This window comes from Ruoffia sp. FAM 26255, assembly GCF_045528525.1.
GTDB classification, from domain to species: Bacteria; Bacillota; Bacilli; order Lactobacillales; family Aerococcaceae; genus Ruoffia; species Ruoffia tabacinasalis.
Genome location: NZ_JBGQQX010000041.1, coordinates 1 through 21,717, shown reverse-complemented (window position 1 = coordinate 21,717; position 21,717 = coordinate 1). Strand labels below are relative to the sequence as shown.

20 protein-coding genes and 1 other annotated feature are annotated in these 21,717 nt (G+C 35.4%); of the genes, 3 read left to right on the top strand and 17 right to left on the bottom strand.

Translation table 11 applies throughout. The features are described 5' to 3' along the window. Positions 1-130: 130 nt before the first annotated feature. Positions 131-389: a binding site (T-box leader), on the bottom strand. A gap of 813 nt (positions 390-1,202) precedes the next feature. Both ACEN31_RS08490 and ACEN31_RS08485 read left to right on the top strand, forming a co-directional pair. Further along, positions 1,203-1,424, top strand: coding sequence for a hypothetical protein (locus tag ACEN31_RS08490; RefSeq protein WP_407101561.1), 222 nt, complete (start codon positions 1,203-1,205; stop codon positions 1,422-1,424). An 84-nt stretch (positions 1,425-1,508) separates the two neighbouring features. Next, positions 1,509-1,838 (top strand): hypothetical protein, encoded by a 330-nt coding sequence (locus ACEN31_RS08485; RefSeq protein ID WP_407090958.1) that lies wholly within the window; start codon positions 1,509-1,511, stop codon positions 1,836-1,838. A gap of 198 nt (positions 1,839-2,036) precedes the next feature. Here ACEN31_RS08485 and ACEN31_RS08480 read toward each other — a convergent pair whose 3' ends face one another. After that, positions 2,037-2,576, bottom strand: coding sequence for an IS607 family transposase (locus ACEN31_RS08480; protein WP_407109174.1), 540 nt, complete (start codon positions 2,574-2,576; stop codon positions 2,037-2,039). Positions 2,577-3,096: 520 nt separating this feature from the next. Further along, on the bottom strand, positions 3,097-3,690 hold the full coding sequence (locus ACEN31_RS08475; protein WP_407109172.1) for an RluA family pseudouridine synthase: 594 nt from the start codon (positions 3,688-3,690) through the stop codon (positions 3,097-3,099). Positions 3,691-3,955: 265 nt separating this feature from the next. On the opposite strand from ACEN31_RS08475, the gene ACEN31_RS08470 reads away from it, so the two are divergent. Next, positions 3,956-4,369, top strand: coding sequence for an OsmC family protein (locus tag ACEN31_RS08470; RefSeq protein WP_407090044.1), 414 nt, complete (start codon positions 3,956-3,958; stop codon positions 4,367-4,369). A gap of 45 nt (positions 4,370-4,414) precedes the next feature. On the opposite strand, the gene ACEN31_RS08465 is transcribed toward ACEN31_RS08470, so the two are convergent. From ACEN31_RS08465 to ACEN31_RS08395, 15 genes are all read right to left on the bottom strand, one after another. Further along, on the bottom strand, positions 4,415-5,098 hold the full coding sequence (locus ACEN31_RS08465; protein ID WP_407090043.1) for a metal-dependent hydrolase: 684 nt from the start codon (positions 5,096-5,098) through the stop codon (positions 4,415-4,417). A gap of 576 nt (positions 5,099-5,674) precedes the next feature. Then, on the bottom strand, positions 5,675-9,211 hold the full coding sequence (locus ACEN31_RS08460) for a phosphoribosylformylglycinamidine synthase (protein WP_407090041.1): 3,537 nt from the start codon (positions 9,209-9,211) through the stop codon (positions 5,675-5,677). A 15-nt stretch (positions 9,212-9,226) separates the two neighbouring features. Next, positions 9,227-9,913 carry a phosphoribosylaminoimidazolesuccinocarboxamide synthase gene (locus ACEN31_RS08455; RefSeq protein WP_407109171.1) on the bottom strand — a complete coding sequence of 229 codons (687 nt, stop codon included), beginning with the start codon at positions 9,911-9,913 and terminating at the stop codon, positions 9,227-9,229. 19 nt (positions 9,914-9,932) lie between these two features. Then, a complete protein-coding gene (gene purK / locus ACEN31_RS08450) occupies positions 9,933-11,084 on the bottom strand; it encodes a 5-(carboxyamino)imidazole ribonucleotide synthase (protein ID WP_407109170.1) in 1,152 nt (383 codons plus the stop codon). Beyond that, a complete protein-coding gene (gene purE / locus ACEN31_RS08445) occupies positions 11,077-11,574 on the bottom strand; it encodes a 5-(carboxyamino)imidazole ribonucleotide mutase (RefSeq protein ID WP_407090037.1) in 498 nt (165 codons plus the stop codon). Before purE ends, purK begins: the two co-directional genes overlap by 8 nt. A 3-nt stretch (positions 11,575-11,577) precedes the next feature. Beyond that, positions 11,578-12,840: a phosphoribosylamine--glycine ligase gene (gene purD, locus ACEN31_RS08440; protein ID WP_407090036.1), complete on the bottom strand. Its 1,263-nt coding sequence runs from the start codon at positions 12,838-12,840 to the stop codon at positions 11,578-11,580. Between the two features lie 25 nt (positions 12,841-12,865). Continuing rightward, positions 12,866-14,458, bottom strand: a complete 1,593-nt coding sequence (gene purH / locus ACEN31_RS08435) for a bifunctional phosphoribosylaminoimidazolecarboxamide formyltransferase/IMP cyclohydrolase (protein WP_407109169.1) — start codon at positions 14,456-14,458, stop codon at positions 12,866-12,868. Further along, on the bottom strand, positions 14,455-15,045 hold the full coding sequence (gene purN, locus ACEN31_RS08430; protein WP_407109168.1) for a phosphoribosylglycinamide formyltransferase: 591 nt from the start codon (positions 15,043-15,045) through the stop codon (positions 14,455-14,457). Before purN ends, purH begins: the two co-directional genes overlap by 4 nt. Before the next feature lie 9 nt (positions 15,046-15,054). Further along, complete coding sequence (gene purM / locus ACEN31_RS08425) at positions 15,055-16,089, bottom strand: phosphoribosylformylglycinamidine cyclo-ligase (RefSeq protein ID WP_407109167.1); 1,035 nt, start codon at positions 16,087-16,089, stop codon at positions 15,055-15,057. Continuing rightward, positions 16,082-17,569 carry an amidophosphoribosyltransferase gene (gene purF / locus ACEN31_RS08420; protein WP_407109173.1) on the bottom strand — a complete coding sequence of 496 codons (1,488 nt, stop codon included), beginning with the start codon at positions 17,567-17,569 and terminating at the stop codon, positions 16,082-16,084. The genes purM and purF overlap by 8 nt, the downstream gene beginning before the upstream one ends. A gap of 265 nt (positions 17,570-17,834) precedes the next feature. After that, complete coding sequence (locus ACEN31_RS08415; RefSeq protein WP_197103454.1) at positions 17,835-18,386, bottom strand: GNAT family N-acetyltransferase; 552 nt, start codon at positions 18,384-18,386, stop codon at positions 17,835-17,837. Positions 18,387-18,705: 319 nt separating this feature from the next. Continuing rightward, positions 18,706-19,176, bottom strand: coding sequence for a QueT transporter family protein (locus ACEN31_RS08410; RefSeq protein ID WP_407109166.1), 471 nt, complete (start codon positions 19,174-19,176; stop codon positions 18,706-18,708). A gap of 1 nt (position 19,177) precedes the next feature. Further along, entirely contained in the window at positions 19,178-19,822 is a 645-nt protein-coding gene (gene queC, locus ACEN31_RS08405) for a 7-cyano-7-deazaguanine synthase QueC (protein ID WP_407109165.1), read from the bottom strand. Between the two features lie 18 nt (positions 19,823-19,840). Then, positions 19,841-20,338: a preQ(1) synthase gene (gene queF / locus ACEN31_RS08400; protein ID WP_407109164.1), complete on the bottom strand. Its 498-nt coding sequence runs from the start codon at positions 20,336-20,338 to the stop codon at positions 19,841-19,843. A gap of 171 nt (positions 20,339-20,509) precedes the next feature. Then, on the bottom strand, positions 20,510-21,466 hold the full coding sequence (locus ACEN31_RS08395) for a nucleoside hydrolase (RefSeq protein WP_407109163.1): 957 nt from the start codon (positions 21,464-21,466) through the stop codon (positions 20,510-20,512). Positions 21,467-21,717 lie beyond the last annotated feature (251 nt).

Below are 21,717 nucleotides of genomic sequence, written 5' to 3'. Positions count from 1 at the left end.
GTGTAGCTCATAACAGACCTCCGTGTTTATGTTTTTGTCATTACTAACATTTTACACGAACCTGTTATGGGTTTCTTTATTTGTCGCACTTAATTTTACAATTCATCATAACAAAATAAAACCCCCATCCGAAAAGGACGAGAGTTTACTTCGTGTTACCACCTTAATTTATTATTTCATCGCTGAAATAACCTTATTCAATACACGTTTTCATTGATATAACGTATACTGAAGCACGTTTAACGGATGCGTCCGTTCTTTCTTATTGCGTTAGCATTCAGAAAGACCACTCTGTGACCATTTTCAACTAATTTCCACTTACTCATTCCCACCATCTAAGAGCTCTCTTTATAGTTAAATTAGTTTACTTTTCACTTCAATGTGTTTATTTTAATGATATTATAATATAATATCTTTTTATTTTTGTCAATTAGAACTTAAATTTCATTACAAAAACTAATCTGTATCCTTTAATTCTTTTCCCAGACAGTTTTCAGTTCCTTTTTCACTCCTCAAGTTGTTGCAATCTTTACATCAGTAATAAGAGATCGTTTTATTAACATACTGACTCTATCTACTCTTTTAATTGAGTCCAATTTCTTATTATATAGAATAGCATTTCAAGTAATAATAAGGGTAGCGACAATACAAAGACAAAAATCAAAAGAAAGAATAAATCAAAAATGTTCAAGTTTGTTATGACAATAACAGTGATAAATAGACCAATAATAATTATAAAGGGGTACGCTATTTTTAAAGCAAATGAATCTGAATCATTCATTAACTGAAAAATCCATTTCTTTAACATGAGATTAATTATTGTTCCCACGGGGGCTGACATTAAAATTAAGAGTAAGAAATAAGCAATGGCCTCTTGACCTGGAATCAACATCCATAAATAAATTAAGCTAAATTGACCAACCGCGGTTAACAATAAACGGAGCATTACACTCCATAATTTAGGCTGATGTATTAACAAATGATTCACGTCCTTATTAGATTAGATATTTATTACGTAGCATGCCCTTTACTAATTACATTTTCGCACATTTTCAGCTTTTATAAAAGAATTTGATCCATTATTTTCTGATTTACTTCTATTTAATCCAAGATTATTATAGAGTTCAACTAATCAAGTAAAGGAGTGCATTATAAAGTTATTTGAAAGCGAACAAATTAACGACGCCATAATCCGTATTAAAATGCCTAACGTCTGTGCTTATGTTGTCAATGGGCGTGACAGAGTCGTTTTGATTAATACTGGTTTTAGATATGGGGATTTGAGGCAAGTTGTTGATAACTTACTTGATATGCCCTATGATGTCATCTGCACACAAGGTCATCTAGATCATGCGAAAGCAAGGCTTATCTTTCACATCGGAGCACTTTATTGCTCAAAAAGAAATAAATTATCATTCTTATAAAGAATACGATGTGTTTAACTTATGGGAGTCACTATCATTCCCATACACTTACCAAGTCATACTTCAGGGATTATGGGGTTTCTTATGCCTGAACTTAAGACTGTAATTCTCGGTGACGCTTGTGCCAATCCAACTATTATGAATCAAGATTCAAGTGGAACCGCCGAATCATTCCGAGAAGGTTTAATTAATTTAAATCAACACCGTTCTGAATTCAATTCAGTTTTAACGCAACATTCGAACTTTGGTGTGCCCTCTTTCGTAGTAGACCATAATTTATATTGGGCAGAGCAAATCTTATTAAACAAAGACGATCGTTTTAGAATTCGTTTAGGTGGTATAGAGTCTTTTGTCTCTCGAAATAAAAGGTTTTCCACCAATAAAGCTACTCAGGTAACATTATCTATTGACTAAACAATATTCGAAATAAATAAAGCGCTACTTACCCTAATGAGGGGTAAGTAGCGCTTTATCATTGGGACAAATTAAATGTTGTCCATGGTTCTAATTGTGGTGGATTAGATTGAATTTTTATCAATTCTTGTAACGTAGGATGTGGAATTTCCATTTCATAAGCCGATAGGAATTATATGTCCAAATGTAGTTTTAAAATCATAGTTCTAAATAAGAATTATTGTTTAAAGGATTACGCGATAAAAGACTATAAATCCTGGTTTCTTTTGAATCATCAATCAACTCAATGTCGATTTTATTCAATTGACATTGATACTCAAATAATTCGAAACCATTTCGCATGAAGCGACTTTTATTCAAAGTGACAATCTTGCTGATTTCTTGCTGGTTAATCATTTTCAAGAGATTTAATAAGCTTTTTCGCTGATAATTAAGTTCGCCACCAATTTCTGAAAAGATCTCAAAAGTATAATCATGAGCTTGCATATATTCTTCAACAAGCTTAACTTGCGACCTTAATTCAGCCATTTGTGTCGAAGTGCTAACTCTACAATAACCAATAATAAGTTTACCATCGTTATTGATAGTCTCAGGTAGATAATCTTTTAATTGCTCCGAGGAATAATAGCGAGTTCCTGCATTAGTTATATGATGGGGAATCAACTCGCCATTTTGCTGCATCCGTCTTAAAATATAGGGAGTTATCCCTGTTTTTTTGCAAACTTTCCAATAGACAATAATTCTATATTTTAAATTCCCTTCTGTATATTTTATCAGAGAGGATTCATACTATAAATCGATTTTATATTATTTGATTTTTTCGTGTTCATATTAAAGCGCAACCTTTAATACAGTCTTTCTCTTGCGAGTAGACTTCTATATGTTTCCATATAGCGCAGACTATTTCTTCTACCACATGGGTAGCCACATTTTTCTTCCGCCATTTGCTTGCGGCTTTACTCTCCCTCAAGGAGATAGTCGTTGAACGTCCCTCATATTCATTCATGAACTTAGAGTTTTCGCTGCTAAACAACCATTTTAATTTATCCTTAGCGCTACTTATTTACATACTGTCCTATAATAAGTAGTTTTTATTTCAGCTTAGATTATCCTTATTATTTTTTCTGCTTTCGCACCTTGACGTTTATTTTTTAAAATTCCGCTTTGGTCATAAGGCTTTAGGTATTCTTAGCAATTAAAGTGGAGTACGCACCAATTACTTGATACGCAGGGTATTATAATTGAAATGTAGTCAATCTCACAATATTAATGTTACCCATAATGCAATTTGGCTGTGAGGCTTTATTCGATGATCTCCATATTTTTGATCACCATATAAAGGTGAGCCAATTGCTTGAAACTGTACCCGAATCTGATGTGATCGGCCAGTATGCAATTGAACTCGTACTAATGACATACCGTGCTGATAAGCTAGAACTTCATAACTTAAGTAAGCCTTTTTAGCCTGGTTATGATTTTTATCAACAGTGTAAACTTGATTCGTTTTACGATTCTTCCAGAGGTAATGTGTCAATGTCCCCTTCATCCTAGGTAACTTCCCCATTACTACGGCCAGATAATATCTTTTCAAGTCATGTTTTCTTAATGTATTAGATAATCTGGATCCCGCTTTTGATGTCTTGGCAAATACCATCGCACCCCCGACAGGTCTATCAAGCCGATGCACTAGTCCTAAGTAAACATTACCTGGCTTCTTATCTCTGACTTTTATAAATTGCTTTAGATGATTGAGTACATCTAAATCTTTACTACTATCTTCTTGTACAGGAACATTAACCGGCTTCTCAATAACTAAAAGATGGTTATCTTCGTACAAAATTGGCACATTCATAATACCCTCCTATAAATATAATGTATCTATCCTAACATGGAAAAATAAAAAGGCAATAGGATGCTGTTTAATTGTTATAACGTATTATTTTTATAATTGCTTATTTTAAACAAAATGAATCTATGGTGTATTAGCATTAGATATCCCCCTTGTATATAAAGCGATAATTCCTTTCATTAGTATGAATTAAATTCTGTGATATAATTTATACTATCAAAGAATTCGCTTATCATCTAATTATTCTCAATGAAAGAAGGAATGCATCATGGCAGAGAAAGAGACAAAAGCAAAGGTAATTGATCGTTATATTGTGCAAGCTGATATCGAAGGTTTTTCATATACTATGGATTATACTGAACGAATGCCTGAATTTACTAGTCAGGGTACTTCACCAACTGGACTATTATTAGTTTCTTTATCTGGGTGTCATTTGATGACAGCAGTATCATACTTGAATATGAAAAAGATAGAATTTTCACAATTAACTGCTCGTGTGGCAGGTGATTTTATTGATGAGAACAGAGAGTGGCGATTAGATGCATCTGTTGAACTTGTAACTGATGCTATATTGAATGAGGATCAATTAGCTGGGTTAGAACGTTTTATTCACCGCCATTGTAAAGTTTCAAGTATTTTAAGCAAAGGCAATAATATCAACTTAAATATTAAATTAGTATAAAAAATAGAAGTGGATAGAATACCTATCTCACTTCTGTTTTTTACTTTATAACTCTATTGTCTCACCAATTACTGGAACATAACCCACCCCATTAGCTAATAATTTGGTAAATTGTGCCGGATCTTGTTCAATTAATGGGAAAGTATTATAGTGAATTGGTACAACTTTCTTTGCATTTAACCATTTGGCTGCAACGGCTGCATCTTCTGGTCCCATCGTAAAATTATCACCAATTGGAATAAATGCTAAATCAATATCATTGAACTCGCCAATTAATTTCATATCTGAATATAAGGCTGTGTCACCAACGTGATAAAATGTTTGCTCATCAGCTGTTATCAAAATCCCAGTGGCTAAGCCAAGTGTAAAAGGTTTTCCATCTATTTCAATTGATGATCCATGAATAGCTGGTGTTAACTTAACCCGCCCAAAGTTAAAGTCATGAGCACCACCAGGTTGCATACCGTGTAAATTCTCTAAACCTAATGAATTTAAATAGCCAACAACTTCAACAGTGGATACAACCAATGCGCCAGTTCTTTTAGCGAGAGCCATAGTATCTCCAATGTGATCCGAATGTCCATGGGTCACTAAGATAACATCTGCTTCCACCGTATTCGCATGTAAATCAGTCAATCCATTCCCAGTAATAAAAGGATCAATTAATATTTTTGTGCCATCTTGTGTTTTTATACTAACCACAGCATGTCCGTGAAATTTTGCTTTCATAATAATTAGTACCTCCTCAAAAATAAGTCATGTAACCGCTCCATACTATTTAGTTTAATGATTTCATAGAAACAATTCAATGAATACACTTGTTAGACATACTCATCTTCTCAAATTAAAATACTAAATTAACAAATTCCAGTTTCACAAAAATAATCTGCAAGTCGAAATTATAATTGAGTATTCCAACTTTCAGATATGGCTTTTTATACAAATCAAAAATTTTCACCGCTGAACATTTCATCAGATGCTACTACTATCTCAATATTTTTTTAAGCACCTTACTTTTCAAAGAAAGCTAGAACTGGTTTAGATTGTCTAAAATTTAAGTAAGGTACAACTTTCATTTTGTAAACTCCATAGTTAAAATACTATGCATCCTTATTTGTCTGGCTCTGCCCTCCTTACTATTAAAATAGTATCACTAATACAAGAAAAACATTCGAAATAGCGATTACACACATACATGAATGTACTAAAAAAGAGCATTAAAACTGAACATACTTGCAAACAAGTCAGTCTCAATGCTCGTTATGATTTATTAAGTAAAACCGATTAACTTATCTATGTGAGTTATTAAATATTTGCTTTCTTTAGAATATTTGCAATAAATGGTGCCTCTACTGTATCAACATTGGCAAAGCCATCAATATTCATGCGTTCAAAGTTTCCATTTACCCCTATAATATGTCCTGTAGGATCAACCATTGCATCAACACCGACTTCTTCTGCAAAGAACGTTGTATATTTGGAGATGATTTGGTCTTTAAATTTATTTTCATCCAATTCAACACTTAAATGATAGCCTGCCAAAGCTGTCGTATAACTACCCGCTTTCGCGTATTCTGTTTCTTTAATGACTTCAGCATTTACTAAAGTTGAAAAAAATTTTTCAAATGGATTTACCTTAAAGTCAATTTGTGTTCCTTGTTGAACACGGCCAAATTCTATTAAACCACTGCGGACAAAGCCAGCAAATGATGCGCCAATAGCTAGAATATACTTATCTTTGGCAAATGCTTCTAATTCGGCTTTGATGTCTTTAATTAGTAGTTTAATCGCTTGTCCATACTGTAGACGATTAGATAGTATTGAGCCATCAGAGAAAGCTAAGACATCATAGTCAGATAATTTACTTGCAAATTCTTTGACTGATTCTTTGTAACCTAATTCCTCTTTGATGATAAAGAAATCAACATGTTCAGTATATCGTTTAAATGATTCATACAGATCATATTCACCATGCACTCCCGTTATGACTGGGATTAACACTTTGGCATTCGATGATATTTCTGGAATCTCTAATGCAGGTTTTACATCTTCAGAATTAGATACCAATTCAATGTCTGAGAATACATCAGCTAATGGTTCTGCATAAAGACGAGCCAATTCTTCTAAAGAGTATGTTTGATCAAATTTTGCTTCATCACTGCTATTCGTTTGAGCAACTATGACCCCACCTTCAACTTCAACATCAGAAGCGACTTCTACTAAGAATCCTAAGGCAGATTTTTTATGTAAGTATTCTGCTTTCATTTCAAAACCGATCGCATTACCTAGAGCCATTTCAATCAGATTCATTTCAATCGTCTTATCGTCCATGGTTGAGATTGAACGAACTTTATTCTCGTTAATTAAGTTCGTAATCGTTTCAAAGGTAGCTTTAATTTCATCAGTATCTAGTAAATCATCTGCATTTAATCTAGCTTCTAATAAAACAATTTTTGAGTCTATAGATTTAAATTCTCGCGAATTGACTTTTGTAAAGTCTGTTGTTGCAACGGCAAAGCTAATAAGTGATGGTGGGACTTCAATATCTTCGAAGGTACCACTCATACTGTCCTTACCGCCAATGGCAGCTAAACCTAATTGTTTCATTGATTTAAAGGCTCCAAGTAAGGCAGCAGTCGGTTTTCCCCAACTATTCTCATTCACCATACTCTCAAAGAATTCTTGTAATGTTAAGCGAGTTTCTTGATAAGGAACACCTAAGGCCACAGCTTTAGCTACTGAATTAACAACGGCATAATAAGCACCGTGGTATGGTGAGAGCGTTGCTAGATCAGGTTTGAATGAAACAGTCATGACTGAAGCAGTTGAAGTATCTTGGCCTAAGACAGGTATTTTTGCGACCATTCCTTCTTGAGGAGTTATTTGCTTCTCCCCACCTAATGGTGCAAGAACTGTATTTTTCCCAATTGTAAAATCAAAGTTTTGTGATAATGCTTTTTGACTCGCATTTTCAATCGATTGTAACTGAGTTAATACATGTCGTGAATCAGAAAAGAATTGACTTACATCAGAATAATTAATGATAGCATCAGCTGCTTTGGCTCCACCATTCGATTCTAAGAATGAACGTTTTATGCGGAAAACCTCTTCACCGTTATAACGCATCACCATATAAGATGAATCAGTCACTTCTGCCACAACTGTCGCTTCTAAGTCCTCAGCTTCTGATAGAGTAATAAATTTATCAACATCATCTTTAGAAACGACAACAGCCATTCGTTCTTGAGACTCTGATAAGGCGATTTCGCTAGGATCCATTCCTTCATATTTAGTCGGAACTTTATCTAATTCAATGGTCAAGCCATCAGCTAGTTCACCAATAGCTACTGATACACCCCCAGCACCAAAGTCATTCGATTTCTTAATTAAGCGCGTAGCTTCTGGATTACGGAATAAGCGAATAATCTTTCGTTCGATGGTCGGGCTCCCTTTTTGGACTTCTGCCCCTTGTAGTTCGATTGATTTCTCAGTTTGAACCATTGAAGATCCAACTGCTGCACCTAATCCGTCACGTCCAGTACGTCCACCAAGTAAAATAATTAAATCCGTAGGTTCTGGTTTGATACGTACAACGTTATCAACTGGAGCAGCAGCAACTAAGGCACCTAATTCCATTCTCTTAGCTTCAAAGGCGTCATGGTAATATTCGCGCACGTAACCAGCACTTTGTCCGATTTGGTTACTGTAGTCACTATATCCCATAGCAGCACGTTGTGAGATGATACGTTGTGGTAATTTACCATCTCGTGTTGATTCATATGACGCATTCGGGTTTTTAGCTCCAGTAATTCGCATCGCTTGATGAACGTAACTACGACCTGAAAGCGGATCACGAATCCCCCCACCAATACATGTAGCCGCCCCTCCGAAAGGTTCAATCTCAGTTGGGTGATTGTGAGTTTCATTTTTAAAGTAGAGTAAATAATCTTCTTCAACACCCTCAACATCCACTTTAATGCGAATACAACAAGCATTCACTTCATCAGATTCATCTAAGTTATCTAACAGACCTAATTGTTTTGCATGTTTTGCATTAATCGTTGCAAGATCCATTAATGTAACTGGCTTAACTTTAGGACGATTAGCATAGACTGAATCACGCACGTCATTATACTCTGCGATAGTAGCTTCAATGGCTTCTTGGTATTTACCTTCAGTCACGGATATGTCTGTTAATTCAGTTAAAAATGTCGTATGGCGACAGTGATCTGACCAGTATGTATCGATGACTTTTAATTGGAAGACAGTTGGATTAACTGCTTCTGATTGAAAATACGCTTGAACGACTTCAATATCAGCAAGGTCCATTGAATAATCTTTAATTAACTCTTGTAAGCCAGCCGTATCTAAATCATTAAAACCTTCTATTCCTTGTAAATCTAAGCCTTGGCTGACTCCCATATCATAATTTAAAGCATTAAAAGAAACGAGTTCAGTTTCTGTTTCATTAATATAATATGTTTTGAAAGTTTTTACTTCGACTTCAGTTAAACCTTTTAAATCAATAATTCTTGAATGATGTAAAGAAAGATCATGCCCTTTAATATTTTGTATAATACGGTTAGTCATCTCTTCGACCTCATCATATTGCCCCAATACTTGGCGATAACGAAAAGCAGTGGAAATGTTAAATGACTCTAAGTTTTCGTAAATAAGACCTTGTTCAAATAAAGGCTCTACTAATGTTAAATCACCTTCATCCGAAGTTTCAAAAACGTCATATTGCTTTACTGCTTGCAAGTTTGTTAATTTCAAGAAATGATGCGCTTCTTTTAATAAGAATGAAGAATCTGGCGCTGGTACTACAATAAATTTGCTCATTAAATTGTCCTTTCCTTAAAAATCATTAAAATATTGTGCTAATTCAATAGGATCAACAAGTTGCCCTTCCTTGTAAACACGCATATTGCCTCCAGAAATTTCATCGATAAGAATAATATTATCTGGATGATTAACATAACCGAACTCTAATTTTATATCGTATAATTCAAACCCATGTTCAGCTAGTTTTTTCTGGATGATCTGTGCTATTTGAATATTTAAATCAATTAATATCTCATATTGTTTATTAGTTAATATATTTAAGGCATTTAGCCCATCTTTAGTTACTAATGGATCTTGTCTTTTATCGTCTTTTAACGTAAGTTCGACATAATTATTTAGTTTTGCTCCATCTTCAATATATTCTCCGTAACGTCGAATAAAAGAACCTGTTGCCTTAAATCGAGTAATGACTTCTAACCCTTTACCGAATACACTTGCAGACTTCACTGTCATCGTATTTTCATTAAGATTTGAAGCAATAAAATGAGTAGGAATACCAGTCTGGTTAAGTAATTGAAAGAAAAATGTTGTTAATCTTAAATTTAAATTCCCCATACCTTCAATAGATAAACCAATTTGATTCGCACCGGGATCAAACTTACCGTCTGTCCCCGTCACATCATCTTTAAACTTTAGAATCATCGACTGATTCAATCCTTGATAAATATCTTTAGTTTTCCCTTGATAGAGTAATTCCATGTCTATCCCCTTTTCTTTATCAGAATAATTCTTGCCATGCTTTTAGGCTTGTTGATTGATAGAGTATCTTTTCTAACTGATTATAGTCAGGTTTTGTAAGTGTAAAGTGCCCCATCTTGCGTTGTTTTTTAGCTTCCCCTTTGTCATATATGTGATAAATCGCTTCGGGATATTGTTGGCTAACTTTTTCAACATAAGGTAAATGTTGACCTAAAATATTAATCATTAATCCTGATTCATACAAGCGAATATTAATCAGTGAACGACCTGTTATTCCAAGAATATGTTGATCAAATTGAGATGCGTTGGTTGCTTCGATAGTATAATGCCCAGTATTATGAGGTCTGGGAGCAATTTCGTTAACAAATACTTCTTCATCCTCAGTAATAAAAAATTCAATCCCACATACACCAATAAGCTTCCCTGCTTTAGCAATCTTCTCAGCAATGTCATATATTTGATCAGTCAAGTCCTCAGAGTAATTCGCTCCAACAATACTGGAGTATAAGACACCATTGATATGTTGATTTTGACTTATTGGAAATATTTCAATATTGCCATATAAATCCTGAGAAACGATGACTGACACTTCATATTTAAAGTCACAAAATGCCTCTAAAATTAATGATTGCTCTTCTAACAAGGCTTCAATATCTGATCGCTTCGTTTCTAAATCTGATTTGTCAGTTAAGAAAACTTGTCCTTTACCGTCGTAACCAAAACGTGTTGTTTTTAAAAACGCTGGTAAATTGATTGCTTTTATTGCATCTGTTAAATCTGTCCAACTATTCACATCAGTAAAGTCAGTCGTAGGTATGCCTTGTTGATTCAGCCAATCCTTTTCTTTAATTCGATCTTGTGAGTTCAGTAATAAGCTTGTCCCTTGTGGTAAATAACTTTCACTTTCCAGTTCTTTAAGTAGGTCACCATCAATATTTTCAAACTCATATGTGACTACATCAACGCTTTGAACAAATTTCAATAAAGCTTCCCTGTTCGTAAAATCCGCTACTGTTGTTGAATGGGCAACAGCAAAGCCGCAAGAAGTTGGGTTAGGATCATACATCGCTACTTTATAGCCCATCTTTTGGGCAGATTGAGCTAACATCTTTCCAAGTTGTCCAGCACCAATAATACCAATCGTTGCGCCCGGTTGAATCACCTTAGTCATTCAACTCACCAGTACTCTCCAGAGCAGCTTGTCGTTGATTCACTTGAAATTCTTTTAAAGAATTCTCAACTATTTTGTCAGTCACAGCAAGAATTCTTGCTGCCATTAATCCAGCATTTTTGGCTCCTGCTGGTCCGATTGCCATCGTTGCGACTGGTACACCAGCTGGCATTTGGACGATTGAAAGGAGTGAATCCATCCCACTTAGTGCGCTTGATTTTATCGGTATACCAATAACGGGCAATGTAGTACTTGAAGCAATCATACCTGGTAAGTGAGCAGCTCCTCCAGCACCTGCGATGATCACCTTATAACCATTGCTCTTAGCATTTTCTGCAAAAGAAATCATCTCCGTAGGCATACGATGAGCCGAGATTACCTTTGTATCGTAAGTTAAATTTAGTGTATCTAAAAATTGACAACAATGTTGCATTTGTTCCCAATCAGAAATACTGCCCATGACTACAGCAATATCTGTTTGTTCTGTCATGCTTTACGCCTCCTTATTTCGATGTAAACCAATGTCTGTTCGGTAGAATGTATCTTGAATATCAAATTGTTTCATATCGTTATAAACTTTTTCCCTAGCTTCTTCAATAGTATCGCCACTAGAAGTAACCATTAAGATTCGCCCGCCACTTGATTGGAGTCCTTTCTCAGGACTACCATCCACCCCTGCAAAGTAAACATTGTCTTCAATTGTCTTTGGAATATTTAAAGGAATATTTGCTTTTGGCAGACTTGGATAGCCTTCGGCTGCAAGTACAACTCCTAGATTAAATTGCTTTTTAAAACGAATATCTATAGGTGATTGTTCTAAATGAGCTTGAGCAACTTCATAGAAGTCATTCTCTAACAACGTAAGTAAAACTTGAGTCTCTGGATCTCCCAAGCGAGTATTAAATTCAATCACTTTTGGCCCCTCACTCGTCCAGATAATTCCAGTATAAAGAATACCAGTGAACGGTGTTTCGTTCTCGATCATTTGATTGGCAATGGAATGAACAATCTCCGTCAACACACGGTGTTCTGCTTCTTCATCAAACCAAGGAACTGGAGCGAAAGAACCCATGCCTCCCGTATTCAATCCTAAATCATTATCAAACGCACGCTTATAATCACACGCCGTACCAAGCGATATAATATGATCTCCATTAACTAAACTAAAGTGAGAAAATTCTGTTCCAGTTAAGAATTCTTCAATGAGCACTTCTTTATTACTCTTATCCATCATCAACTCGAGGGAACTCACAGCTTCCTCCATCGTTTCTGGAATAACGACACCTTTACCACTCATTAGGCCATCTGCTTTGATAACAAATGGTAACCCTAAGGCTTCTGCATATTCAATCGCTTCTAGACATTCTCCGGCTTTAAAGAAACGATGTTTAGCAGTATTAACTTTTGCAAGTGACATTATATCTTTAGCGAAATTTTTTGAGTTTTCTAATCGTGCAGCTGCTTTTGTTGGCCCTATGATAGGTAAATTGAGACTTATAAAATAATCAACAATGCCCAACTCCAAAGGTTGTTCGGGACCAACAAATGTCAGGTCAATCGCTGAACTTTCTACAAACTCCGCTAAACGTTCGATTTCTGTTACCGGAATATTTACACATTCTATATTATGATTAGTCATAATCATACCTGGATTACCCGGGGCAACATATACTTGCTCTACTTGAGGACTGCGGGCAAAAGCAAGTGCCAAGGCATGCTCACGTCCGCCCGATCCAATAATTAAGATATCTTTCATTGGGTTCTCTCCTAATTAATATATTTTAGTGTCTGAAATGGCGGTAACCAGTCATAACCATAGCAACGTCATTGTCATCACAAACTTGAACAGAGTCTTGATCATATTTCGACCCTCCTGGTTGAGCAATCGCTGTGATACCTCGACGATGTGCTAATTTTGCAGTATCTGACATTGGTAAAAATGCATCACTTGACATCACATATGTCTGTCTTAAAGTTGCATCTTTCTCTTCGGCTTGTTTTAGTGCAATCTCAGCAGAACCAACACGGTTCATCTGCCCTGCTCCAATTCCTAAGGTCATATAATCATTTGTCACTACTATTGCATTACTTTTAACATGTTTTACAACTTTCATACCAAAGTTCATCGCTTTTAGTTCTTCAAGTGTCGGTTGTCGTTTTGTCGAGACATCCCAAGCATTTGGAATGTCTGATAAAGAATCTTTTATCAGTTCGTTGGATTGATCCACTGCTTGAACTAATAATCCACCTGAAACTGAAACATATTCTTCTTGATCCTTATTTAACTCTTCATCAAAATCGATGGTTAAAAGACGTAAATTTTTCTTTTTAGTTAATCTTTCTAATGCTTCTGAACTAAAACTTGGAGCAACTATAATTTCTAAGAATATCTTCCCTAAAGCGTTTGCTAATTCTAGTGATACTTCTCGATTCACGACTACAATTCCACCATAAATTGAAACTGGGTCCGCTTGTTGGCAACGTTCAAAAGCTTCTTCAATTGTATCGGCTATTGCCACACCACAAGGATTCATATGTTTGACTGCTACGGCAACCGGTTCTGTAAACTCTTTTGCAATCTTAATCGCTGCATCTGCATCTTTTAAATTATTGTAAGATAATTCTTTTCCATTCAATTGAACGGCTGCTGCAATGGATGATTTTGGAGCATTGAGTTCTTTATAGAAAGTAGCCGATTGATGGCTATTCTCCCCGTAACGTAAAGATTGTTTTTCTGAGTATGTTAAAGTCTTGTGGGTCCAGTGGTTAACTTCAAAGTTTTGTTCTTTCTTATAAAACTGTTCTAAATAATCTGCAATTAAAGCATCGTAATGGGAGGTCAATTGAAACACTTTACCAGCTAAGTACTGTCTAAATTCATAAGTACTTTCATTATTATCTGTAAGTTGCTGAATTAACGTTGAGTAATCTGCAGGATCAGTAACAACAGTTACGGATTGATAGTTCTTTGCTGCACTACGAAGCATTGATGGCCCACCGATATCGATATTTTCAATGGCATCTGCCAATGTAACATCATGTTTTGTAATTGTTTCTTTGAAAGGATATAAATTAACAATGACATAATCAATCATTGAAATACCATAATCCGTCATCGCTTGTTTATGCTCATTATTATCACGTAATCCTAATAAGCCGCCGTGAATTTTTGGATGTAACGTTTTTACTCGTCCATCCATCATTTCTGGAAATTTTGTATAATCTTCCACAGCAGTGACCGGAATACCCGCTTCTTCAATTGTCTTAAATGTTCCTCCGGTTGATAATAATTCAATTCCATTATTCACAAGCGTTTGGGCTACCTCTATAATTCCAGTCTTATCTGATACGCTTAGTAGTGCATATTTTGTCATTTTACATTGCTTCCTTTCTCATTGAATTCTTTTGCCAATTGTTGAATCACTTTCGGATATAGAGAGTGTTCAATTTGATGAATGTTATTTTCTAATTCTTCTAATGTCCATTCTGGCTGAATTTGAAGTCTTTTCTGAGCGATTATTTCTCCTGTATCAATCCCCTCATCAACATAATGAATCGTTACTCCACTTTCTTTCACACCTGCATTATAAGCGTCTTGTATTCCTTGACGCCCAGGAAATGCTGGGAGTAGAGATGGATGAATATTAATAATTTTTTTAGGATAATGATTGAGTAAGTTCGCTCCAAGAATTCGCATAAAGCCAGCTAATATAATTAAATCTACTTTATGTGCTTTTAAATATTTAATAATTTCGAGCTCCCATGCTTGACGACTAGGGCTGTCTTTAGGACTTAATATAAAAGTATCAATTCCCGCTTCTTTTGCCCGGTTAATCACATAAGCTTTCGAATTATCACAGACGATACATTTAATATTTCCCGCAATCTTACCTGCTTTTACTGCATCAATAATGGCTTGAACATTTGATCCATTCCCTGAAGCGAATAGTGCTAGATTCATAGTCAAGTACTACTCCTTATCTATATTTAGACGAACAGTTTCGCCCTCATTCTTTTGTTTCTCGATACGTCCGATAACAACACTTTCATTGATACTAGAGAGAATTGTTTCTACCTTTGATTCTTCAACTGCCAAAACCATCCCAATCCCCATGTTGAAAACGTTAAACATTTCCTCGAGATCTAACTGGCCAAATTTCTGTAATTCATTAAATATAGTTGGAATGGTCCAAGAATTAACATCTACAACTGCTGTTAAATTATTTGAGAACATCCTAGGTAGATTCTCAAAGAAACCACCACCGGTAATATGAGCGATTCCATTAATACTTTGTGAATCTACAAACGGCATAACTTCTTTAACATAAATCTTAGTGGGTGTTAATAAATGATCAATCAAAGTACGTCCATCTGATAATTGATCTTCAAATTTTATATTATGGTCTTTGAAGAATATTTTTCGTACTAATGAATAACCATTCGAGTGAATGCCTGAACTTGGTAAACCGATGAGCACATCTCCGGCCTTAACTTTAGAACCGTCAAGGATATTTGCTTCATCTGCAACCCCGACGCAAAACCCCGCTAAATCAAACTCATTGTCTGCATATAAATCAGGCATCTCAGCTGTTTCACCGCCGACCAAAGCAGCATTGGCTTGAACACATCCTTCTGCCACTCCTGAAACGATTTGTTCAATATCTTCTGGAACTGTATTACCTACCGCAAGATAATCTAAAAAGAACAAAGGCTGAGCACCTTGAGCTAAGATATCATTCACACACATGGCCACTGCATCAATACCAATCGTGTTTAATATTCCTGATTGCTGAGCAAGTAATATTTTTGTTCCAACTCCATCCGTACCACTAACTAACACTGGATTTTTATATTGCTTCGTATCCAATTTAAACAATGCTCCAAAACTTCCTAATTGATTCATAACTTCTGGCCGCATCGTTCTATTAACGTGCTTCTTCATTCGATCAACTGCCTCATATCCTTTTTCAATATCGACACCTGATTGTTGATATGCATTACTCATCACTAAATTCTCCTTTTAAAATTTTCTTTTGTAATGGTGTTAAGCTTTCTTGAAATTCATTCTGATAATCTCCTATATCGGAAGGGTATTGACCAGTATAGGCATCTAAACTCACTTCTTGATGAGGGATATTTGCATCAAAATTAATACTATCGACTAAACCATTAACTGACAGGTAGCCAAGTGAATCACTACCAAATAATTCATTTAACTCTTTAATTGTGTAGTTCGCAGCGATTAATTCCTCCGTATGTGTTGTGTTAATGCCGTAATAATTTGGGAAACGAATTGGCGGACTGGCAATTCTTAAATGAACCTCATTGGCTCCAGCCCCTCTTAGTAACTCAACTAAATGTCGCACAGTCGTCCCTCGTACTATGGAATCATCTACAAGTACAATTGATTTATTACGGATTAAGCTTTCTACAACGGAAAGCTTATATCGAACTCCTTGTTCCCGTAGTTCCTGATTAGGCTGGATAAATGTTCTACCAATATATTGATGCTTGATTAAACCAATTTCATACGGTAAACCATGTTCTTCAGCGTAGCCACTCGCAGAAGAAAGTGATGAATTGGGCACGCCAATTACTAAATCTGCCCCGTGTGTTGGTTGTTCCTTAGCTAAACGGCGTCCCATCTCTTTTCGTGCTGTATGGACATTAATTCCTGATATATCAGAATCAGGTCGTGAGAAATATATAAACTCCATTGGTTCAAGTGTTGGTTTCGGTGAGTTAGTGTAGCTTGTGATTTGATAACCTTCATCATTAATAACTACATATTGCCCTGCTTGAACTTCAGTGACATATTTTGCCCCAACACTTGATAACACACATGTTTCGCTAGCTAAGATATAAGTACCATTGGAAAATTGTCCGATAACTAATGGTCTAAATCCATGTTTATCCACTGCTCCATACAATGCATCATCTGTTAATAAACAAAAATTAAACCCACCATTCAATTGTTCGATTGATGATTGAAAAGCATCTGTAAAATTATTCTTCTTTGAACGTCGAATCAAATGAATTAATATCTCAGCCGCTGAATTTGTAGAAAACACAGCCCCATCGTTCTCTAGTTGTTGACGTAAAGATAAGGCTTCAGTTAAATTTCCATTATGCGTGATGGCTATCGATTGATTATTGAAGTGAAATAATAACGGTTGAATATTCGAATCATCTGCCTGATCGCTAACAGTGGCAGAACGAACCTGACCAATGGCGCTGTTCCCTACTAACTTCTCTAATTTATCTTCTGTATCAAAAATATGTGAAATTAATCCTCGACCGCGAAAACTCGTAAAAGTGTTCTCATCTTTTGTTACTATCCCAGCACTCGTTTGCCCCCGGTGTTGTAAAGCATGAAGTCCAAAATAGGTGATTTTATTAGCTAAGGGATGATTCCAAATACCAAATAATCCACCAGACTCTACGACACTATCGATGCCTCGGAAATTCGCTCCTACTGAGCTCATTCCTTCAATCGTTCTCATCAAACATTTCACTCCCATTCGAATATTTATATAAAAAACTTTTTTTGTCATATTTAAGTTACACCTTATAAAAATTTGAAACAATCTTTATGAGAACAATTCAGAAGCTTTATAGTCGAACGTTCGGCTTAAAATAATATTTATATTTACATAAGACTTGTAAAGTTATTCGTAAGGGTTCTTATCTAACAGTTGAATTTTTAAAAATAGCATACAAATTTATCAAAAAAAATAGAGCAGCAATAAGCTACTCCAATTCAAATTTATTTAATTTATCCCATTCCTCACGTAAAATCCCCATGCGAATTGAGTCATAATAATAATCATTGTATAGTCTTACTTTACGTATTCGCGCTTCCATCTGCATGCCTAAATTCTCAGCGACTTTGATCATCGGTTCATTTCCAGACCAAGTCGTCAACCCCACACGAACTAAGGGTAATGTATTAAATAAATGACTAATCCAAAGAGATAATGCACGCCTACCAATATGTTGTCCTCGATTGGACGCATCATAAATCACAATACCAGTTTCTAACCACAGCGATGGTTCGTGCTCCCAATAATAGGAGACAGTCCCGATCAGCTTTCCTTTATATTCAATTGCCCATCGATCAACTTGATCAACCCATTGATTAGAATCCTTTAGAAAATTATCATAGGACTTTGATGCATGTGGGTAGTAAGGTGCATCCCATTGTTTCCATTCTGGATTATCTTCCTTAAATATAAACTCCCACAATTGATTTAAATCTTGTTCTTTCAATGTGCGGATAATTAATTCGCTATCTTTATACATAAATTTGACTCCTCTAAACATGTAATTATTCTCCATATTTTTATTGTACTATATCCACATAGAAAGCGGTATATATAGGCAAAAACCCAGGCAATTTACCTGGTTATCACTTCGTATTAGAAAGCAATTAATTTTTTGTACTGGAATTACTGATAGCAATGATTCCGTATAAGGATGCAATCGATCGTTCGATTTAATATTTTTTAATTCTATGCATAAAACTTGTCTTTTAAATTAGAAGTGTTTGCATTTCAAAAAATAACAAAAAAAGCAGAAATCTATTTAGATTTCTGCTCTTTGATGAACTAAATTAATACATTTAATGTGCCATTTGTTTTATAAAAGAAGAGAGATATCTCTCTACAACAAATGTACCTATTAAAGCTACAACAATATTAGATATCGCAACACTGATGACACTTACCCAAAACGGTGCGCCCACTGCATAATGCAAGGTCGCCCCAACCACGATGCCACACCATATTCCATAAGCTATACTTTTAATATAAGCGGATTTGAATAATCGGTTAAACACATAAAGAGTCATGGATTGAATTAGAAAACCCGATAATATATCAATTGGCCCTAATGGACTAAAAATATTACTGATCATCACACCAAAGAGTATTCCTGGTGCTAATTTAGGTTGATAAAATGGAACTGGTACTAATAATGTTGACACTCTAAACTGAAACATCCCACTAGAAATAGGATTGATTAAAGTCAAAGCAACATATAAAGATGCTAATAAGGCATTATTAACTAAGTTTTGGGTTTTTAAGTTCTGCATCTTATAGTACCTCCAGTCCATTCGCTTTAAAAGCTTGATTCCGGTCAATACACGTACCACAAACTCCACAAGCAGGGTCAGTCCCTTTGTAACAGCTATAAGTTAGCTCATAAGGTACCTCCAATTCAATCCCTGTGGCTACAATATCTTTTTTTAACCTAGTCCTGAAGGGAGCTTTTATAGATACAGAATTATTTGTACCAAGCTGAATCGCTTGATTCATTGTTTGAATAAATTCAGGCGAACAGTCAGGATAAATTGTTCCGGACTCGTCTTGGTGTGCACCAAAGTAAATTTCATCAGCTCGATACTGTTTAGCCAATGAAGCTAATATTGCTAAAAAGACACCATTTCGAAACTCCACTTCTGTATTAAGTTCATTAGATTCTCCATATGCTCCCTCAGCAATTGGGATGTCGTTATTTAAACTCAAGGCAGATTGACTATCTGAAAAAATTGAACTTAAATCCATAATTTTATGGTTGACTTGATAATATTCACTGACTTTTTGAGCGGCTAGTAATTCCATTTGTTCATGTTGTTGATTATACGTAAAAGTAATTGCTAATATATCTGGATCGGTTGCTTTAGCAAGAGCTAAGGCTGTAGAGCTATCAACTCCACCACTTAATAAAACTAATTTCATCATTATACCCCCTTTAACCTAACGGTTATCCACTTTCTCAGGATATAAATCATGATTTTTAAGTCGTTCCCAAGCCATATCGTCCCACTTTGTTCCGGGTTGACCATAATTACAATATGGATCGATCGAGATTCCACCACGAGGTGTGAATTTACCCCATACTTCAATATATTTTGGTTCCATCAGCTTAATGAGGTCTTTCATAATGATATTCATACAATCTTCATGAAAGTCACCATGATTACGGAAACTGAATAAGTAAAGTTTTAATGACTTACTTTCAACCATTTTCTCCCCTGGAACATAGCTAATGTAAATAGTCGCAAAATCTGGTTGCCCTGTCATTGGACATAAAGACGTAAACTCGGGACAATTAAATTTAACAAAATAATCATTATCCAAATGCTTATTTGGAAACGATTCTAAAATTTCTGGCGCATAATTATCCAAATATTTAGTTCCTTGATTCCCCAACAAACTCACATTACCCATGTCTTCATTACTTCTACCTTGCATTTTTTCTCTCCCTTTCGGCAAATTGAAAGCAATAAAAATAGAGATGTCCATATAACATCTCTAGAGTTTTAACTTAAAATTAGCCCTAGTTTTGTTTAATGACAGGATGGTTACGAACTGTCATATTTAATTATGTTTTATTATAACTGAATAAGGTTACAATACAAAGGCTTAATCTACTTGTCTTAAAACATGCTGGACTCTTTCAATAAATCGCCAATTAAAAAGTTCACTATCTACATCTAAACACACTGTCATAGACTTATATGGACGATTTAATAAGTCTAGGTTTCCAATGGTTCTTCCCTTCGCTTCACCTTCAGTTTCCACTTTAAGATTAATTTTTGTCGCTTGACTAACAATTGAAGGGTTCAGTGCGACTTCCACTGCTAAAGGATCATGCATTGCGCCACCAATCTCAGCATCATCAAATTCATTAGTATAGTAGTAATTAGCCATTTCAACCATAGCTTCACTTGCTTTTGTACCTACTGGATGCCAAGACGAGATATCTGTCCCTTTAATCATTGTCTTGAGTGTTACATCCAGACCAACTAATGTCATTGGAATATCACTAGCGAAGACATATTGAGCAGAATTAGAATCTCTATGAATATTTGCTTCGGCATATGGTGAAACATTGCCAGGTACTGTTAGTGCACTCCCCATACTTACAATTTTACCAATCTTTTCAATGGCTTCTTTATCTTTTTTAATTGCATCAGCTAAATTGTTCATAGGTCCAGCCGTATATAATATTAACTCTTCCCCAAATGTATTTGCAGATTCAATGATGAAATCCACTGCACTTTGTTTACTAGGTTGTCTTTTCGGTTCACCTAATTCAACGTTTCCGATACCATTATCTCCATGGATATGTAATAGATGTGGTTGAGGTTCATAGCTCGTCTCACCCCAAGGCGAACTCGCACCTTCAAAAACTGGAATATGACTATGACCTAGTAAATCAAGTAAGTTTATTGTATTCTTTGTTGCGTTCTCTAAAGTGACATTCCCAAAACTTGTAGTGACGCCAATAAGTTCTACTTCTTCAAAACTAAGTGCATACGCTAAAGCTAAAGCATCATCCACACCCGTGTCTAAATCCATAATCATCTTCATTGTCATCTCATTCACCTCCACGGTCATTTATTATTATCTTATCTAAAGTATAGTTGACTCATCTAATGATAGCTAGTTATCGTTACGTTTAAACACTCTTCAGAATATAATGTTCACATTCATAATTTTATCAAAATCGAGTAGGAGACTAGCCATTATTTGACTAGTCGACCTCTCACACCACCGTGCGTACGGTTCCGTACACGGCGGTTCAATACCTTGCGTAAGCAGACTCTACCAATTCGCTTAGTGGAACT